Source organism: Klebsiella sp. LTGPAF-6F (assembly GCF_001753185.1).
Classification (GTDB): Bacteria; Pseudomonadota; Gammaproteobacteria; order Enterobacterales; family Enterobacteriaceae; genus Klebsiella; species Klebsiella michiganensis.
On record NZ_CP017450.1, the window covers coordinates 91,271 to 107,314 of the forward strand.

Genomic DNA, 16,044 nt, shown 5'->3' on the forward strand with positions numbered 1-16,044 from the left:
AAGTCAAATTTAAGCGTTGATGTTCGATTTCTTATTATCATTAGAGGCGGTTTTTCATGGTACGTAAAAATTATTATGATGTTACGCAGTGGCACGTCGGCAACCCGTATGAGGATATTGGCGAAGTCATTAACAGTATTCTCGCCGATATTAAATCCAGGCAAACTGAAACCGATATAAACGACGGGGGTAAACCGGGCGCCGCGATTTATATTCCGCCCGGCGATTATCATCTGAAGACGCAGGTCTTAATTGATATCAGTTATTTAAAAATTATGGGTTCCGGGCATGGTTTTGTCTCCTCGAGCATTCGCTTTAATACGCCGGCGGACGAGTGGGCGAATTTGCACGATATATGGCCGGGCGGGAGCCGTATTCTGGTCGATCTCTGCCCGCAGCCCGGCGATGAAGAACACGCTGGCGCTGCATTTTACGTGAAACGCAGCGGGGCGCCGCGTATCAGTTCGGTGGCGTTCGAAAACTTCTGTATTGATGGTTTGCACTTTGTTGATGATGGGCTGGGAAACAACGACCCGGAAAATAGCTATACGAACGGCAAAACCGGGATTTATATCGCCAGCGCGCAGGATGCTTTCCGCATTACCGGGATGGGATTTATCTATCTGGAGCATGGCCTCACCGCGTACAATAGCGATGCAATGGCGATCCATAATAACTTTATCGCCGAATGCGGTAACTGTATCGAGCTGCGTGGCGCCGGGCAGGCTTCAAAAATAACCGATAACCTGATTGGCGCGGGCTATAAAGGCTATTCTATTTATGCCGAAAATTTTGGTGGGCTATTAATTTCTACCAACAATATCTTCCCGCGCGGCGCAAGCAGCGTTCACTTATCGGGCGTGGTCCGCTCTAGGGAAGGTGCGAATAAGCAGGTCATTTCTTCCCAAGCTGACTCGCTGATTAAAATTTCGCGGATCTGGGCCGATTTTTTTCCCGCAAACACATCGAATCAGCCTATTTAGGCTATTTTTTCCACCATTTCTGGCGTTATTTCCGGTTTTTACTGAGATCTCTCCCACTGACGTATCATTTGGTCCACCCGAAACAGGTTGGCCAGGGTGAATAACATCGCCAGTTGGTTATCGTTTTTCAGCAGCCCCTTGTATCTGGCTTTCACGAAGCCGAACTGCCGCTTGATGATGCGAAACGGGTGCTCCACCTTGGCACGGATGCTGGCTTTCATGTATTCGATGTTGATGGCCGTTTTGTTCTTGCGCGGATGCTGCTTCAAGGTTTTTACCCTGCCGGGACGCCCGGCGATCAGCCAGTCCACATCCACCTCGGCCAGCTCCTCGCGCTGTGGCGCTCCTTGGTAGCCGGCATCGGCTGAGACAAATTGCTCCTCTCCATGAAGCAGATTACCCAGCTGATTGAGGTCATGCTCGTTGGCCGCGGTGGTGACCAGGCTGTGGGTCAGGCCACTCTTGGCATCGACACCAATGTGGGCCTTCATGCCAAAGTGCCACTGATTGCCTTTCTTGGTCTGATGCATCTCCGGATCGCGTTGCTGCTCTTTGTTCTTGGTCGAGCTGGGTGCCTCAATGATGGTGGCATCGACCAAGGTGCCTTGAGTCATCATGACGCCTGCTTCGGCCAGCCAGCGATTGATGGTCTTGAACAATTGGCGGGCCAGTTGATGCTGCTCCAGCAGGTGGCGGAAATTCATGATGGTGGTGCGGTCCGGCAGGGCGCTATCCAGGGATAATCGGGCAAACAGGCGCATGGAGGCGATTTCGTACAGGGCATCTTCCATGGCACCGTCGCTCAGGTTGTACCAATGCTGCATGCAGTGAATACGCAGCATGGTCTCCAGCGGATAGGGCCGTCGGCCATTGCCCGCCTTGGGATAAAACGGCTCGATGACAGCGGTCATATTCTGCCATGGCAGAATCTGCTCCATGCGGGAGAGGAAAATCTCTTTTCGGGTCTGACGGCGCTTAGTGCTGAATTCACTATCGGCGAAGGTGAGTTGATGGCTCATGATGTCCCTCTGGGATGCGCTCCGGATGAATATGATGATCTCATATCAGGAACTTGTTCGCACCTTCCCCAGTATCTCAAGCCGCAGGGAATAAAACCGGTCATCATCCGCCTTGTTTCCGGCAAAGGGAATTATATTGCGAATAACCATATCGTGGCGACCACGGAGACGTCAGCGGCGCAGGCGCAGCCCTCCGAAGAGGATGCCTGCTTTGCGGCGCAGGTCAGCGCTTTGCTGACGACGGCCAGGTTAAAAGAACTTGATGCGGTCGCCGTGCAGGTAGAAAAAGAATCCGCGCAAAACACGATACTTGATAGCGGCAGTGACGCACAGGTGGTCATAGACCGAGCGCGTAATGCCTTCAGGGCAACTCCGGTTGCTGGAAATTAATATTCACTCTGTTTGTTAATCTGTATAGCGAATGACGTTATTTAAGGAGGCAGATTACACGTTATTTCATTCATTCTTCTGCTAAATAAAAATCAAAATATAAAAGGTGAATATTTTTATTCACCTTATCCCACCTATTACCTCTGGGAAAATAAAAATGAATAAAACAACATTATCAATAGCGCTAGGCTTGTGTTTAATAACGGGATCGGCGGTCGGGAAAAATAATCAACTGACGCTGGAACAACGAATGGAACAGCTTGAAGCGCGGCTTGCCGCCGCGGAAAGCCGGGCGACGGTAGCGGAAGGCCAGGTGCGGGATTTACAGGCGAAGCAGAATGCCGCGATTCAGGCGGCGCAAACCCGTGTGCCGGTAAACAGCGCGGCGGCAACCGCGGAGAGTAAAAAGAATCTTAGCGTCCCGGAGCTGAAATTATCCGGCTATGGCGATCTGAAAATCTACGGCGACGTGGAGTTCAACATGGACGCGGAAAGCAAACACGGCCTGCTGGCGATGACCAACGCCGATGTTGGCAGCGATCCCACCTACGATAAGTGGGATTTAAACGGCCGTATCCTGCTCGGCTTCGACGGTATCCGCAAAACGGATAACGGCTATTTTGCCGGTTTCTCTGTCCAGCCGCTGGCGGATATGACCGGCTCGATGAACCTCGACGACGCGGTTTTCTTCTTTGGTCAGGAGAACGACTGGAAGGTGAAAGTGGGGCGCTTTGAAGCGTACGATATGTTCCCGCTGAATCAGGACACCTTCGTCGAGCACTCCGGTAATACCGCCAACGACCTCTACAGCGACGGCCATGGCTATATCTATATGATGAAAGAGGGTCGCGGCCGCTCTGACGCAGGCGGCAACTTCCTGCTGAGCAAGCAGCTTGATAACTGGTATTTTGAGCTCAACACCCTGCTGGAAGACGGTACGTCGCTGTACGACAACGATGGCTACCATGGTCGCGATATGGAGCAGAAAAAGAACGTCGCCTATTTGCGCCCGGTGGTGTCATGGGCGAAAGACGAATTTTCCGTTGCCGCGGCCATGGAAGCGAACGTGGTGCAGAACGCCTACGGCTATAAAGATGCCCAGGGCAACTTTATCGATCAGTCGGGGCGCACCGGCTATGGCCTGACCATGACCTGGAACGGCCTGAAGCGCGACCCGGAGGGCGGGGTGGTGGTGAATCTGAATACCGCTTATATGGACGCCAGCAACGAACAGGATTTTACCGCCGGGGTGAACGCGCTGTGGCGGCGCTTCGAGCTGGGATATATCTACGCGCATAACAAAATCAGCGATTATGCCGGGGTGATTTGCGAGAACGACTGCTGGATTAAGGATGAAGGCACCTACAATATTCATACCTTCCACGCGTCGTATCAAATTCCGAACGTGATGAATATGCAGAACTTTAATATCTATCTCGGCGCCTATTACTCCATTCTCGACAGCGACGAGAAGCTGAGCCAGGGGGATGATGACGATCGCTACGGCGCGCGGGTGCGCTTTAAGTACTTCTTCTAAGCGCTTGCAACGGCTGCCCCGCTCAGCACAACGGGGCAGCCATAGTTTTACTCCAGATAAAACACCTCTTTAAGCTCCGCGCTCACCGGACTGTTGTCCGGATTGGCAGGCATCACATCGCGCATATGCTGCCACCAGCGCTGGCACACCTCGGTCCCGGCGACGGCGTCCCAGCGCGCTTCGGATTCAATCTCCACCGTGGCGAACAGCAGATGGCGCTCTTTATCGAGATAAATCGCGTAGTGGTGCGCGCCGTGGGCTTTCAGCACCGCTTCCAGTTCCGGCCAGATGGGGTTATGACGGCGCTGATACTCTTCATGCGCGTCCGGGTTTACCTGCATCACGAAAGCTTTGCGGATCATAATGCCTCCAGATAGAGTTCGCGGACTTCATCGCGGCTGGCGGTGCGCGGATTGCACGGTGCGCACGGGTCGGCCAGCGCTTTATCCAGCCAGCCTTCAATATCGGCTTTGCTGACGCCAAGCTGGCTGAAGCCTTGCGGAATGCCGACGCGTTTGCTTAGCGCGCGGATGGCGTTGATGGCCTCCATGCTGGCCGCTTCATCGCTCATACCGCGGGTATCGACGCCCATCGCCTGCGCCACGCGCGCGAAGCGGGCAACCGCGTTCGGGCGATTAAAGTTTTCGATGATCGGCAGCAGGATGGCGTTGCACACGCCGTGCGGCAGGTTGTGGGTAGCGCCCGGCTGATGAGCCAGCGCGTGCACCAGACCAAGACCGGCGCTGTTAAACGCCATGCCCGCCAGATACTGGCCAAACGCCATCTGCTCGCGGGCTTCAAGATTGTGTCCGTCGTCCACGGCTTGCGGCAGCCATTGGTTGATCAGGCGAATCGCTTCCAGGGCATTGGCATCGGTCAGCGGGTGCGCGCCAACGGAAACAAAGGCTTCAATGGCGTGGGTCAGCGCGTCCATGCCGGTGGCGGCGGTAATGGACGGCGGGATATCCAGCATCACGCTGGCGTCATCGACGGCGATATCGGGAATGATATTGGGATCGATAATCACCTCTTTTACCTGGCGCTCGGCGTCGATAATAACCGCGTTGCTGGTCATCTCCGCCGCGGTGCCGGCGGTCGTGTTGATGGCCACCAGCGGCACGCCGGCGTTTTTCACTTTGCCGACGCCGGAATAGGCGGTCGATGGCCCCGGGTTGGCGGTGAGGATTTTTATCGCTTTGGCGGTATCAATCGGGCTGCCGCCGCCGAAGGCGATAAGGTAATCACATCCGGCCTCCCGATACTCCGCGTAGCCTTTTTGCACCAGCGCTTCCGTTGGGTTAGGGAACACCTCGTCAAACAGATGGTAAGACATCTGCTGTTCATCCAGGGCGGTAAACAGGCTGTCGAGCAGCCCCAGCTTCACCAGCTGGCCGTCGGTGACGATCAGCGCTTTGCCCCAGCGTTTACCCGCCACCAGCTTGACCATATCGCCGATTGCGCCCGCGCCATGGAGGCTGATTTTGGGCAGTGCCAACATAAAACTCATGATAATTCTCCTTAATGTTGATTTTGGGTAATCCGTTTCCCTTCACCCGCCCCCGGGTCGCGGCTGGCGCCTTACCCGGACTACACGTACCGGTCAGATTAGGGTGAAGGGGAAATTAAATTCGTCTTCGCTGCATCATCCGCCGGGTAATAATCGGCAGCGAGATCACCACGATCAGCATCGCGCCGATGATGATCGACATCACGATCCCCGGCACGTTGAGCAGGCTCAGGCCAAACGTCACCAGCCCCATCAGGAAGGCGGCGATAATCACCCCCACCATGCTGCCGGAGCCGCCGAGAATATTGACGCCGCCGAGCACCGCCATCGTGACGACCGCCAGCTCCCAGCCCATCGCCAGCGTCGGGCGGGTGCTGCCGAGCCTCGAGGTCAGCAGGACCGCCGCCAGCCCGGCCATCAGCCCGACCAGCGCGAACAGCACCAGATTGTGGCGCTTGACGTTGATTCCGGAGAACCAGGCTCCGGTCGGGTTATTGCCGATGGCGTAGGTCCGGCGACCAAAGTTGGTTTTATGCAGCAGGAAGGTAAAGGCGGCGGCGAGGAGGATAAACAGCGCGAACTCAAAAGAGAGCGCCCCCCACACGTAGCCCTGGCCGAACCAGGCGAAGCTGTCCGGGTAGTGATTGAGCGCCTTGTCGCCCAGCAGAATGTAGGTTATTCCGCGATACAGGCTCATGGTGCCGATGGTGATCACAATCGACGACAGGTTAAAGCGCGTCACCAGGATACCGTTGAACAGGCCGCACAGCAGCCCCACGCCCAGCCCGACGGCCACCAGCAGCGGCGTATCCATACCCGCCGCCGCGCAGAAGCCCATCGCCGTTGAGCTCAGCGCCATCGTCGAGGCTACCGAAAGGTCGATCTCTCTGGCGATAATCAGCATCGCCATCGGCAGCACGATGATCGCTTTTTCGGTAAAGTTAAACGTGGCGTCCGACAGGTTCCAGATATTAAGGAACCAGGGTGACGCCAGGGCGTTAACCACGAATACCGCCAGGGTTACCGCCAGCAGAAACCCTTCCCAGCACAGCAAGCGGCGCAGCGGCGACGGCGCGGCCGGGGCGCTTTTCATCTCTTCAGACATCATTATTTTGCTCATGATTTCACCGCCTGTTTCTGCCGCGCCAGCGCCGCGTTGCGCAGGATTAATCGTCCGCTACCTTTATTACCGCGTTCGTTAAGCAGCACCGCAATGACGATCACCGCGCCGGAAATGGCCATTTGCCAGAACGGCGAAATGCCAATCACCGGCAGCGCGTTATTGATAACGCCGAGGAACAGCGCGCCGCATAGGCAGCCGAGCACGCGACCGGTTCCGCCCATGGTGCTGATGCCGCCGATGACGCAGGCGGCGACCACCTGCAGTTCAAAACCGTTGGCGACATCGACATAAGCGACGGCGAAGCGCGAGATCCACAGATAGCCGCAGAACCCGGCCAGCGCGCCAGAGAGGCAGAAGCTGACAAACTGCATTTTCCCGGCGTTAATCCCGGTGTAGTACGCCGCCGTCGCGTTGCCGCCCGCGGTGTACAAGGCCCGGCCGGTGCGGCTGTAGCGGAGGAAATAGCCCACCAGCAGCAGCGCGGCGATGGCGCACCAGCTCAGCAGCGGCAGCCCCAGCAGCGAGGCGCGCGGCAGGCCGAGAAAATCGGCGCTCATCTGGTGCGAGTTGACCCAGCCGCCGTTGGAAAGCAGAAAGATAATCCCGCGATAAATACTCATGGTGCCCAGCGTGACCACGATGGCCGGAATGCCGAGCCGCCAGACCAGCAGGCCGTTAATCATCCCCATCAGCAGGCCAAGCAGGGTCGCCAGCGCCAGCAGCGCCGCCACCGGGATACCCGGATAGTGGGCGTTGAGCAGCGCGACGATCATCCCGGTCAGCGCCAGATTGGCGGCCATCGACAGATCGATGCCTTTGGTGAGCAGCACCATCATCTGGCCGAGGGCGAGGACGATCAGAATGGCGGTGTCGTTAAACATCTCCACCAGATTGCCCGGCGAGACGAACGACGGCGCCCGGCTGCCGATAGCGCCGATCAGCAAAACGATCGCCGCCGCCAGCAGCGCTTCGCGGTGTTTAAGCAGTTGTTTACCCATTACGCTGCCTCCCGACCGGCGCCGCTGGCGGCGCTGACGATGGTTTCCGCCGTCGCTTCACCGGCGCGATACTCGGCCACCATCAGCCCTTCGTGCATCACGATAATCCGGTCGGCCATGCCCATCACTTCCGGCAGCTCCGAAGAGACCATAATGACCGCCAGCCCCTGGCTGACCAGCTCGGACATAAACTGGTGCACCGCCGCTTTGGAGCCGATATCGATGCCTTTAGTCGGTTCGTCAAGGATAATCACCTCGGGATGGGTCGCCAGCCATTTGCCGATCACCACTTTTTGCTGATTGCCGCCGGAAAGGGTTTCCACCGCCTGCCGCCAGCTAAAGGCCTTAACCTGCAGGCGCGAGGCGTACTCGTCCGCCAGCCGCCATTCGCGGGCGTCGTTAAGCACGCCGCCGGGGTTCAGTTTGCTGAGCTGCGGCAGGCTGATGTTCTGGGCGATCGGCAGGGCGATAATTGCTCCCTGCTTCTGCCGCTCTTCCGGCACGCAGACGATACCGGCGCCGATCGCGTCGGCCGGCTGGCGAAAGCGCATCGGTTTTCCCTTCAGCACGATATCGCCGGAAGAGGGATGCGAGACCCCGGAGAGCGCCTGCATCAGCTCGGTGCGCCCGGCGCCCACCAGCCCGTAAAAGCCAAGGATCTCCCCTTTGCGCAGGCTGAAGCTGATATGGGCGAACTCGGTGGGGTGGCAGAGGTCTTTCACCTCCAGCACCGTTTCCCCTGGGATACAATCGACTTTCGGGTAGGTTTGGGTAATCGCGCGGCCCACCATCATCGCCACCATCCGCTCTTCGGTGATGTCGTTGATCGCACCGGAGCTGACGTACACGCCGTCGCGCAGAATGGTGTAGTAGTCCGCCAGCTCGAAAATCTCATCGAACTTATGCGAGATAAACAGGATCGCTTTGCCGTCCTGCTTCAGGCGCTCAACGATCTGATAGAACTCCAGAATTTCATGCTGCGAGAGCGCGGCGGTCGGCTCATCGAGGATTACCACCTGAGCTTCAAAGGAGAGCGCCCGGGCGATGGCGACCATATGGCGCTGGGCGATACTGAGGGTTTTCAGCGTCGCGCGCGGGTCAATCTGTACCTCGAGGCGGGTGAGAATTTCGCTGGCTTTGCGGTGCATGGCGGGCCAGTCGAGCTTCTTCAGCAGGCCGCGATGCAGATACTGGCCGACGAAGATATTTTCGGTGACCGAGAGTTCGTCGAACAGCACGGTTTCCTGATGAATCGCGGTGATCCCAACTTTATGCGCCGACTCCGGGTTCGGCAGTTGGATAGGGATCGCTTTATAGAGAATCTCGCCCTCTTCGGGCTGATAAATGCCGGTCATCACTTTGACCAGCGTCGATTTCCCCGCGCCGTTTTCGCCGATTAAAGCGGTCACTTTGCCGGGCCAGAGATCGAGCTGTACGTTTTCAAGGGCGCGCACACCGGGAAAAATCTTGGTGATGCCCTTCAGCGACAGCAGTGGGGTGGATGCTGACATGATAGTTCTCCGTAAAATCACCCCTCACCCTAACCCTCTCCCCAAAGGGGCGAGGGAACCGTTCAGTGCTCGCTGGCAGCAGTGCGCAGAGGGCCTGACTTTCTCCCTCTCTTTTTGGAAGAGGGCCGGAGTGAGGAAACAGGGTTAGAAAATTTTCGAGAACTTATCGATGTTGCTCGCATCGTAGACGAACGGTTCGGCCATCGCGCCGCTACCGTCGGCGTCCAGCTTCACTTTGCCCAGCTTGCCCATATTGGCTTCGGTTTTGGTCGCCGTGCCTTTGACTAAATCGTCGGCCAGATACGTGGCGGCGTAGCCAAGGTCAATCGGGTTCCAGATGGCGAAGCTTTTGCTGGCGCCGGACTTAATCGCCCCCGCCATTTCCGACGGCAGCCCCAGCCCGGTGACGTAGACCTTGCCAATTTTTCCCTGATCTTTCACCGCCTGCGCGGCGGCCACGATCCCTACCGACGAAGGCGAAACAATCACTTTCAGGTCAGGGTATGACTTCAGCAGGCCCACCGCTTCGCGATAGCTTTTATCCGACAGATCGTCACCGTAGGCGACGGTCACCAGATTGACGGACGGATACTGCGGCAGCACCTTTTTCATCTCCTCAATCCAGATGTTCTGGTTGGTGGAGGTTGGGGTGGCGCTTAAAATCGCCACATCGCCTTTTTCCACTTTCAGCGCCTTCAGCGCATCGGCGGCGAGCTTAACGTTGGTTTCGCCAATCAGCGCGTTATTGGACGGGTTAAGATGGATCTGGCGGCCCGCCGGCGCGACGCCGGAGTCCCAGGAGACCACCTTAATGCCGCGCTGCATCGCTTTTTTCAGTACCGGCACCACGGCGTCGGGATCGTTAGCGGAAATGGCGATCGCATCCACCCCCTGGGCGATCAAACCATTCAGCACTTCGATCTGCGCTTCGGCGGTGGTGGTGGTCGGGCCGGTATAGATCACTTTGACATCGCCTAACTCTTTGGCCGCTTCCTGCGCGCCGACGTTCGCTGCTTCGAAGAATCCATTTCCCAGTGATTTCGCCACGAGGGCGATTTTGACTTCGGCTAAAGCGGAACCGGACAACGCCAGGATGGCAACGGTGAGGATCAAGCTTGTGTTTGTTTTCATTGCTTTTACTCCACATGAGTTAGTTTGTAGGGTTTGCAGGTGATTTTTTCGCCCCGTCTCGGTGAGCGGGGCGCGATGTTGTTATGGATAAAGGTCTAACGCGGACTGCAGGGGTTGAACGTTGAAGCGTTTGCCAAGGGCGACCAGCTCTTCGCGGGTGATGGTTTGTTTCATTCCGCCCATTGAGTAAACTTTCACCAGCACCTCGGCGGATTTCTCAGCGGTATCGATCAGGCCGAAGGTTTCGTCCAGATTGGGGCCGCTGCCGAAAACGCCGTGGAACGGCCACAGCACCAGCGAATGTTTCTGCATCGCCTCGGCGGTGGCCTGGCCGATTTCGTCGGTGCCCGGCACCATCCACGGCAGGATGCCGACGCCGTCCGGGAAGACCACCAGGCATTCGGTACTCCCTTCCCACAGCTTGCGGGTAAACAGATCGCTGCTGTTCTCCAGCACGTAGGTCAGGGCGATCAGATTGGTGGCGTGGCAGTGCATGATCACCCGGTCTTTACCGTTGGTCAGCCGGATGCGCTCGCTGTGCGACAGGAAGTGCGCCGGCAGCTCGGATGTTGGTACCGCATCGTTGGTCAGGCCCCAAAGAATATGGTATCCCGCGCCGTCGCTGTCGACTTTCACCACCCCGAGGTTCGCCGCCGGGTCGAGCTGGACGTTACGGAAGAATTTACCGGAACCGGTGACGATAAACGGCTGGTTAGCCAGCGTCGGCATCGGCTGGCTCAGGGCGATATAGCGCGGTTTAGCGTGGAAATCCGCCGCGTAGGGTTCGATATCCGCTTCGTCGAGGCGTAGCGTCAGGTTGCCGCCGTTGCGCTCGTCCCAGCCTTTCAGCCAGGCGTCAGAAGTGGCTTTAATCATGCCCTGGACGAACCAGGCGTCGATAATGGTCTGCATAGTCTTGTCTTTCCTGTTGATTCGGCGCGGGGTTGGCCCCTCGCCCTGAATATGTGCGAGCCCCCGGATTGCGCCGTAAACGGCTTATCCGGGCTACCGGTTTGTAGCCCGGCCGCGACCCGGGGAACGTCCGGGCTTTACCCGCGCTGGCTCAGAACCGCATTCTCATAAGCGCGTACGTTATCCAGCCACTGGCTGCCTGCCGGCGTATCGTGACGCTGACAGTACATCTCCCAGATGGCCTGCCACGGCAGGCACTTCTGCTCTTCCAGCAGCGCCAGGCGGGCGGTGTAATCGCCGTCGAGCTCCAGCTGACGCAGCTGCCCGGTCGGTTCCAGCAGGGCGCGCAGCAGGGCTTTCTTCATATTGCGGGTACCAATCACCCACGCCGCGATGCGGTTAATCGAAGCGTCGAAGAAATCGAGACCGATATGCACGCGGTCGAACAGATCGTGACGGATGATTTCGCTGGCGATGGCCTGGGTTTCGTCATCCAGCAGCACCACGTGGTCGCTGTCCCAGCGTACCGGACGGCTGACGTGCAGCAGCAGACGCGGGATATAGAGCATGGCGGCGGAGATTTTGTCGGAGATGACCTCCGTCGGGTGGAAGTGGCCGGCATCCAGGCACAGGGCGGTCTGGCGGCTGGTGGCGTAGCCCATATAGAACTCATTGGAGCCGACGGTGTAGCTTTCCGCGCCGATACCGAACAGTTTGCTCTCGACGGCATCAATGTGGTGCGCCGGGTCCAGCTTCTCGCTGATCACTTCATCGAGCGCGTTCAGCAGGCGCTGGCGCGGCGCGAAGCGGTCAACGGTAATATCCTTCATGCCGTCCGGGATCCAGATATTCATTACCGACGGCGTGCCCAGCTGCTCGCCGAAGTAAGCGGAAATACGGCGGCTGGCCTTGCAGTGATCGATCCAGAACTGGCGGATTTCATCGTTGGCGTGCGACAGCGTAAAGCCGTCAGCGCTTAGCGGATGCGAGAAGCAGGAGGGGTTAAAATCGAGCCCCAGCTTGTTGGCTTTCGCCCACTCAACCCAGTTTTTAAAGTGCTCCGGCTTAATTTCATTGCGCGGCACCGGCGCGTCGGATTCGAGATAGAGCGCGTGCAGGTTCAGGCGTTTTGGCCCGGGGATCAGGCTCAGCGCCTGCTCAAGGTCGGCGCGCAGCTCGCTGGCGTTACGCGCTTTACCCGGGTAGTTGCCGGTGGCCTGAATACCGCCGGTCAGGCTTCCTTCCGGGTTTTCGAAACCGACGACGTCATCGCCCTGCCAGCAGTGCATGGAAACGGGCAGGCGATCCAGCTGGCGCAAGGCCTCCTCGACGTCCACGCCGACGCTGGCGTAGCGCTGTTTGGCAATTTCCCAGGCTTGTTCAAGTTGAGTGGTCATGCGCAAAGCTCCTTGGTCTGTTGTGGCTGAAACTGCGCGACGAAGCGGGCAATTTCACTTTCAGGATTGGGGGTAAAGGTGGTGAGGGCGTAGTTTTGCCGCACCACCTGACGGAATTCATCGACGTTGTGCAGCTCGTCCAGGGTCATCAGCTGAATGCCGATATTGCCCAGGGTGGAGGCCTCAATCGGGCCGGCGGTCACGGTGATGCCGCAGGCGTCGGCGCACAGCTGGTTGAGCAGTTCGTTCTGGCAGCCGCCGCCGACAATATGCAGCTGGCTGAACGGCTGACCGCGCAGCGCCGCCAGCTCGTTAAGCACCCGGGCATAGAGCAGCGCCAGGCTGTCAAAAATACAGCGCGCCAGCTCGGCGTCGGTATCGGGAACCGGCTGCCCGGCTTCGCGGCAGGCGGCCTGGATTTCCGCGCTCATGTTGTCCGGGTTGATAAAGCGGTCATCGTTGCAGTCAATGACGAAGCGGCAGGCCGGAAGCGCAGCGGTACGCGCGATCAGCGCCGGCAGGTCGCCGACGTTTTGCTCCTTGAGCACCCGCTGCAGCAGCCACAGGCCCATAATATTTTTCAGCACCCGATAGCGGCCTTCGGCACCGCCTTCGTTGGTGATATTGGCCCTTAGCGCCGCATCGCTGGTGCAGGGGGTTTTGCTTTCAAAGCCCATCAGCGACCAGGTGCCGGAAGAGAGATACGCGGCATTTTTGCTGGCCAGCGGCGAGGCGATAACCGCGCTGGCGGTATCGTGGCTGGCGACGGCGACCACCGGGATGTTATTGCCCTGCGGGCAAATCCAGTGGCCAATAACGTTGCCGGGATGGGTCGGCGTTCCGAACCAGTCGCGCGGCGCGCCGCTCCAGTTCAGCAGATCTTCGTCCCAGCTATCGCTGTTGATGTTGACCAGCTGCGTGGTGGTGGCGTTGGTGTATTCCCAGTTCATGTTGCCGGTCAGGCGGAAGCTAAAGTAGTCCGGGATCAGCAGCGCGTGCGCGGCCTGGCTGACCAGCTCCGGCTGCTGTTCAACCAGCGCGCGCAGCTGATAAAGGGTATTAAACGGCAGAAACTGAATACCGCTGCGGCGGTAGATCTCCGCCCGGCCCAGCTGCTCTTCGGCATGGCGCATCAGGCCCTGGGTGCGGGAGTCGCGATAGGAAACCGGCAGGCCGACGCGCTGACCCGCTTTATCCAGCAGGACATAATCCACGCCCCAGGTATCGATGCCGATGCTGTCGATCAGGATGCCCTGTTCGCAGACCTTCTCCAGACCGCGGCAAATTTCCCCTTCCAGGCTATCGAGATCCCAACAGTCGAAGCCATCCACCTTTTGCAGGCTATTGGTAAAACGGTGAATTTCACGCAGCGCCAGCGTTTGCTGGCCGGGCTGATAACCGGCGAGCATCACCCGCCCGCTGGAGGCGCCTAAATCGACGGCGACACAATGACGAAAACTCATGGGAAGATCCTTGTGAAAATCATTGCATGCAGTCTAAAAAAGTCGCGTCGGGCTCACCTTCTTGTTACTGACAGGGAAAATTGGCCGCTGGCAAGAAAGCAAAGGTGACCGTGAGGGAGGTCACAGTTTCGTTTTCTCCGCGCTGGGGTGAGGGATGTGATGTTGTCCGCAGTTCCCGATCTTTCCCGTCATTTCTTGAAAAAGCGGCAGGCTTTACGAATTTTGCGGTCAAAAATTGAAGGCCGGATCGCCGACCCTTAATTACTATTTGCTCCACTGATTGATAACTTTTCTCATCTCGAGGAGCGGCTATGACTATGTTGCACAGTGTGGATTTCTTTAAGTCCGGCGTTTCAGCTGTCGCCATTGAGCCGCGGCTCCCGCAATCCGCTTTTCCTGAGCATCACCATGATTTTCATGAGATTGTTATTGTGGAGCACGGCACCGGGATTCACGTTTTCAACGGCCAGCCCTACACCATCAGCGGCGGCTCGGTCTGCTTTATCCGCGATCACGATCGCCATCTCTACGAGCACACGGATAATTTATGCCTGACTAACGTGCTCTATCGCGCGCCGGACGCGTTTCGCTTTTTGTCCGGCCTGAACGCGCTGTTGCCGCAGGAGCAGGAAGGGAACTACCTCTCGCACTGGCGGGTGAATCAGAATGCGTTGCAGCAGGTGCGCCAGATTGTGGAGCAGATGGAGAACGTTGGCGCGGATGCGGATATGCACGCCATCGCCAGCCGCGAGATTTTATTTATGCAGCTGCTGGTGCACCTGCGTAAAAGCAGCCTCGCCGAAGGGGCCGCCAACAACGACGCGCGGCTCAACCATTTGATGGCCTGGCTGGAAGACCATTTTGCCGAAGATATCTGCTGGGAAGAGGTGGCGGCGCGCTTTTCGCTCTCCTTGCGAACCCTGCATCGTCAGTTAAAACAGCAAACCGGGCTGACGCCGCAGCGCTATCTGAATCGGGTGCGGTTGATGAAAGCGCGCCATCTGCTGCGCCATAGCGATGATAGCGTGACCGATATCGCCTATCGCTGCGGATTCGGCGACAGTAACCACTTTTCGACGCTTTTCCGCCGCGAGTTTGACTGGTCTCCGCGCGATATTCGCCAGGGGCGCGACGCCATTCTTCAGTAACGGGAGAGCAGTCAACGTTTTGACAGACATAAACGCGAATAATGAAACGTTATTCACGTCCGGAGTTGATGTCGTGGCAGGTCAGCTGATTCTTCGCAAAGATGAATTTTTTGCCTCTCCCGCTCAGGCGGTGGCGGTGGCGGATCGCTATCCGCAAAACGTCTTCGCCGAGCACACCCATGAGTTCTGTGAACTGGTGCTGGTGTGGCGGGGTAACGGCCTGCACGTCCTGAACGATCGCCCGTGGCGCATTACCCGCGGCGATCTGTTCTATATCCGCGCGGAAGATAAACACTCCTACGCCTCGGTGAACGATCTCGTCCTGCAAAACGTCATTTATTGCCCGGACCGGCTGCGGCTTAACTTTGACTGGGCGGCGCACATTCCCGGCCTGTTCGGCACCCCGTGGGTTCCGCACTGGCGGATTGGCAGCAGCGGCATGGCCCAGGTCAGGCAGGTGATTACCCAGCTGGAGCATGAAAGTAGCCGCAGCGATGCGCAGGCCAATAATATGGCCGAACTGCTGTTTGCGCAGCTGGCGCTTATTCTTCAGCGCTATCGCTACGCCACCGATAATTTGGCGGCAACCCAAAGCGAAGCGCTGCTCGATAAGCTGCTCACCGAGCTGGCGGGCAGCCTCAATCGTCCTTTCTTTCTTGACCGTTTTTGCGAGCGCGAAGGGTGCAGCGAACGCGCGCTGCGCCAGCAGTTTCGTCAGCAGACGGGGATGACCATCAACCACTACCTGCGCCAGCTGCGCATCTGTCACGCGCAGTATCTGCTGCAGCATACCGAACGGCTGATTGGTGAAGTGGCGATGCAGTGCGGGTTTGAAGACAGCAACTACTTTTCGGTGGTGTTTAACCGCGAGATAGGCATGACGCCGGGGCAGTGGCGGCAGCGCAGTCGCACCGCCGCCTGACGA

Annotated in this window: 14 protein-coding genes and 2 pseudogenes; 5 read left to right on the forward strand and 11 right to left on the reverse strand. The window is 58.0% G+C overall.

Annotated elements, in window-relative coordinates:
• Nucleotides 1–56 precede the first annotated feature (56 nt).
• Nucleotides 57–890: pseudogene (locus tag BJF97_RS00420) on the forward strand (NosD domain-containing protein); the annotation flags it as partial.
• On the opposite strand, the gene BJF97_RS35465 reads toward BJF97_RS00420, so the two are convergent.
• Both BJF97_RS35465 and BJF97_RS00425 read right to left on the reverse strand, forming a co-directional pair.
• Nucleotides 852–1,040, reverse strand: a complete 189-nt coding sequence (locus tag BJF97_RS35465) for a hypothetical protein (RefSeq protein ID WP_077270197.1) — start codon at nucleotides 1,038–1,040, stop codon at nucleotides 852–854. The pseudogene BJF97_RS00420 and the gene BJF97_RS35465 overlap by 39 nt on opposite strands.
• Complete coding sequence (locus BJF97_RS00425) at nucleotides 1,022–2,002, reverse strand: IS5-like element ISKpn26 family transposase (RefSeq protein ID WP_070082752.1); 981 nt, start codon at nucleotides 2,000–2,002, stop codon at nucleotides 1,022–1,024. The genes BJF97_RS35465 and BJF97_RS00425 overlap by 19 nt, the downstream gene beginning before the upstream one ends.
• Nucleotides 2,003–2,071: 69 nt before the next feature.
• Here BJF97_RS00425 and BJF97_RS32010 point away from each other — a divergent pair.
• Both BJF97_RS32010 and BJF97_RS00435 read left to right on the forward strand, forming a co-directional pair.
• Nucleotides 2,072–2,392: pseudogene (locus tag BJF97_RS32010) on the forward strand (right-handed parallel beta-helix repeat-containing protein); the annotation flags it as partial.
• A gap of 157 nt (nucleotides 2,393–2,549) precedes the next feature.
• Nucleotides 2,550–3,929 carry a carbohydrate porin gene (locus BJF97_RS00435; RefSeq protein WP_032693288.1) on the forward strand — a complete coding sequence of 460 codons (1,380 nt, stop codon included), beginning with the start codon at nucleotides 2,550–2,552 and terminating at the stop codon, nucleotides 3,927–3,929.
• A gap of 47 nt (nucleotides 3,930–3,976) precedes the next feature.
• Here the strand turns inward: BJF97_RS00435 and rhaM are convergent, their stop codons facing one another.
• From rhaM to rhaB, 9 genes are all read right to left on the reverse strand, one after another.
• Nucleotides 3,977–4,291, reverse strand: a complete 315-nt coding sequence (gene rhaM / locus BJF97_RS00440) for an L-rhamnose mutarotase (protein WP_014227413.1) — start codon at nucleotides 4,289–4,291, stop codon at nucleotides 3,977–3,979.
• The gene (gene fucO / locus BJF97_RS00445) at nucleotides 4,288–5,436 is read right to left on the reverse strand and encodes a lactaldehyde reductase (protein WP_014227414.1); all 1,149 of its coding nucleotides are present in this window, start codon (nucleotides 5,434–5,436) and stop codon (nucleotides 4,288–4,290) included. Before fucO ends, rhaM begins: the two co-directional genes overlap by 4 nt.
• A gap of 115 nt (nucleotides 5,437–5,551) precedes the next feature.
• Nucleotides 5,552–6,556: an ABC transporter permease gene (locus BJF97_RS00450; protein ID WP_014227415.1), complete on the reverse strand. Its 1,005-nt coding sequence runs from the start codon at nucleotides 6,554–6,556 to the stop codon at nucleotides 5,552–5,554.
• On the reverse strand, nucleotides 6,553–7,557 hold the full coding sequence (locus BJF97_RS00455) for an ABC transporter permease (protein ID WP_032693287.1): 1,005 nt from the start codon (nucleotides 7,555–7,557) through the stop codon (nucleotides 6,553–6,555). The genes BJF97_RS00450 and BJF97_RS00455 overlap by 4 nt, the downstream gene beginning before the upstream one ends.
• Nucleotides 7,557–9,068, reverse strand: coding sequence for a sugar ABC transporter ATP-binding protein (locus BJF97_RS00460; RefSeq protein WP_014227417.1), 1,512 nt, complete (start codon nucleotides 9,066–9,068; stop codon nucleotides 7,557–7,559). The genes BJF97_RS00455 and BJF97_RS00460 overlap by 1 nt, the downstream gene beginning before the upstream one ends.
• A gap of 144 nt (nucleotides 9,069–9,212) precedes the next feature.
• The gene (rhaS, locus tag BJF97_RS00465; RefSeq protein ID WP_032693286.1) at nucleotides 9,213–10,199 is read right to left on the reverse strand and encodes a rhamnose ABC transporter substrate-binding protein; all 987 of its coding nucleotides are present in this window, start codon (nucleotides 10,197–10,199) and stop codon (nucleotides 9,213–9,215) included.
• Nucleotides 10,200–10,280: 81 nt separating this feature from the next.
• A complete protein-coding gene (rhaD, locus tag BJF97_RS00470; RefSeq protein ID WP_014227419.1) occupies nucleotides 10,281–11,111 on the reverse strand; it encodes a rhamnulose-1-phosphate aldolase in 831 nt (276 codons plus the stop codon).
• Between the two features lie 137 nt (nucleotides 11,112–11,248).
• Complete coding sequence (rhaA, locus tag BJF97_RS00475; protein WP_014837041.1) at nucleotides 11,249–12,508, reverse strand: L-rhamnose isomerase; 1,260 nt, start codon at nucleotides 12,506–12,508, stop codon at nucleotides 11,249–11,251.
• On the reverse strand, nucleotides 12,505–13,971 hold the full coding sequence (gene rhaB / locus BJF97_RS00480; RefSeq protein ID WP_032693285.1) for a rhamnulokinase: 1,467 nt from the start codon (nucleotides 13,969–13,971) through the stop codon (nucleotides 12,505–12,507). The genes rhaA and rhaB overlap by 4 nt, the downstream gene beginning before the upstream one ends.
• 311 nt (nucleotides 13,972–14,282) lie before the next feature.
• On the opposite strand from rhaB, the gene rhaS (BJF97_RS00485) reads away from it, so the two are divergent.
• On the forward strand, nucleotides 14,283–15,119 hold the full coding sequence (gene rhaS, locus BJF97_RS00485) for an HTH-type transcriptional activator RhaS (protein WP_014227422.1): 837 nt from the start codon (nucleotides 14,283–14,285) through the stop codon (nucleotides 15,117–15,119).
• A 73-nt stretch (nucleotides 15,120–15,192) separates the two neighbouring features.
• Entirely contained in the window at nucleotides 15,193–16,041 is an 849-nt protein-coding gene (rhaR, locus tag BJF97_RS00490) for an HTH-type transcriptional activator RhaR (protein WP_004127212.1), read from the forward strand.
• The last annotated feature ends 3 nt before the right edge of the window (nucleotides 16,042–16,044 follow it).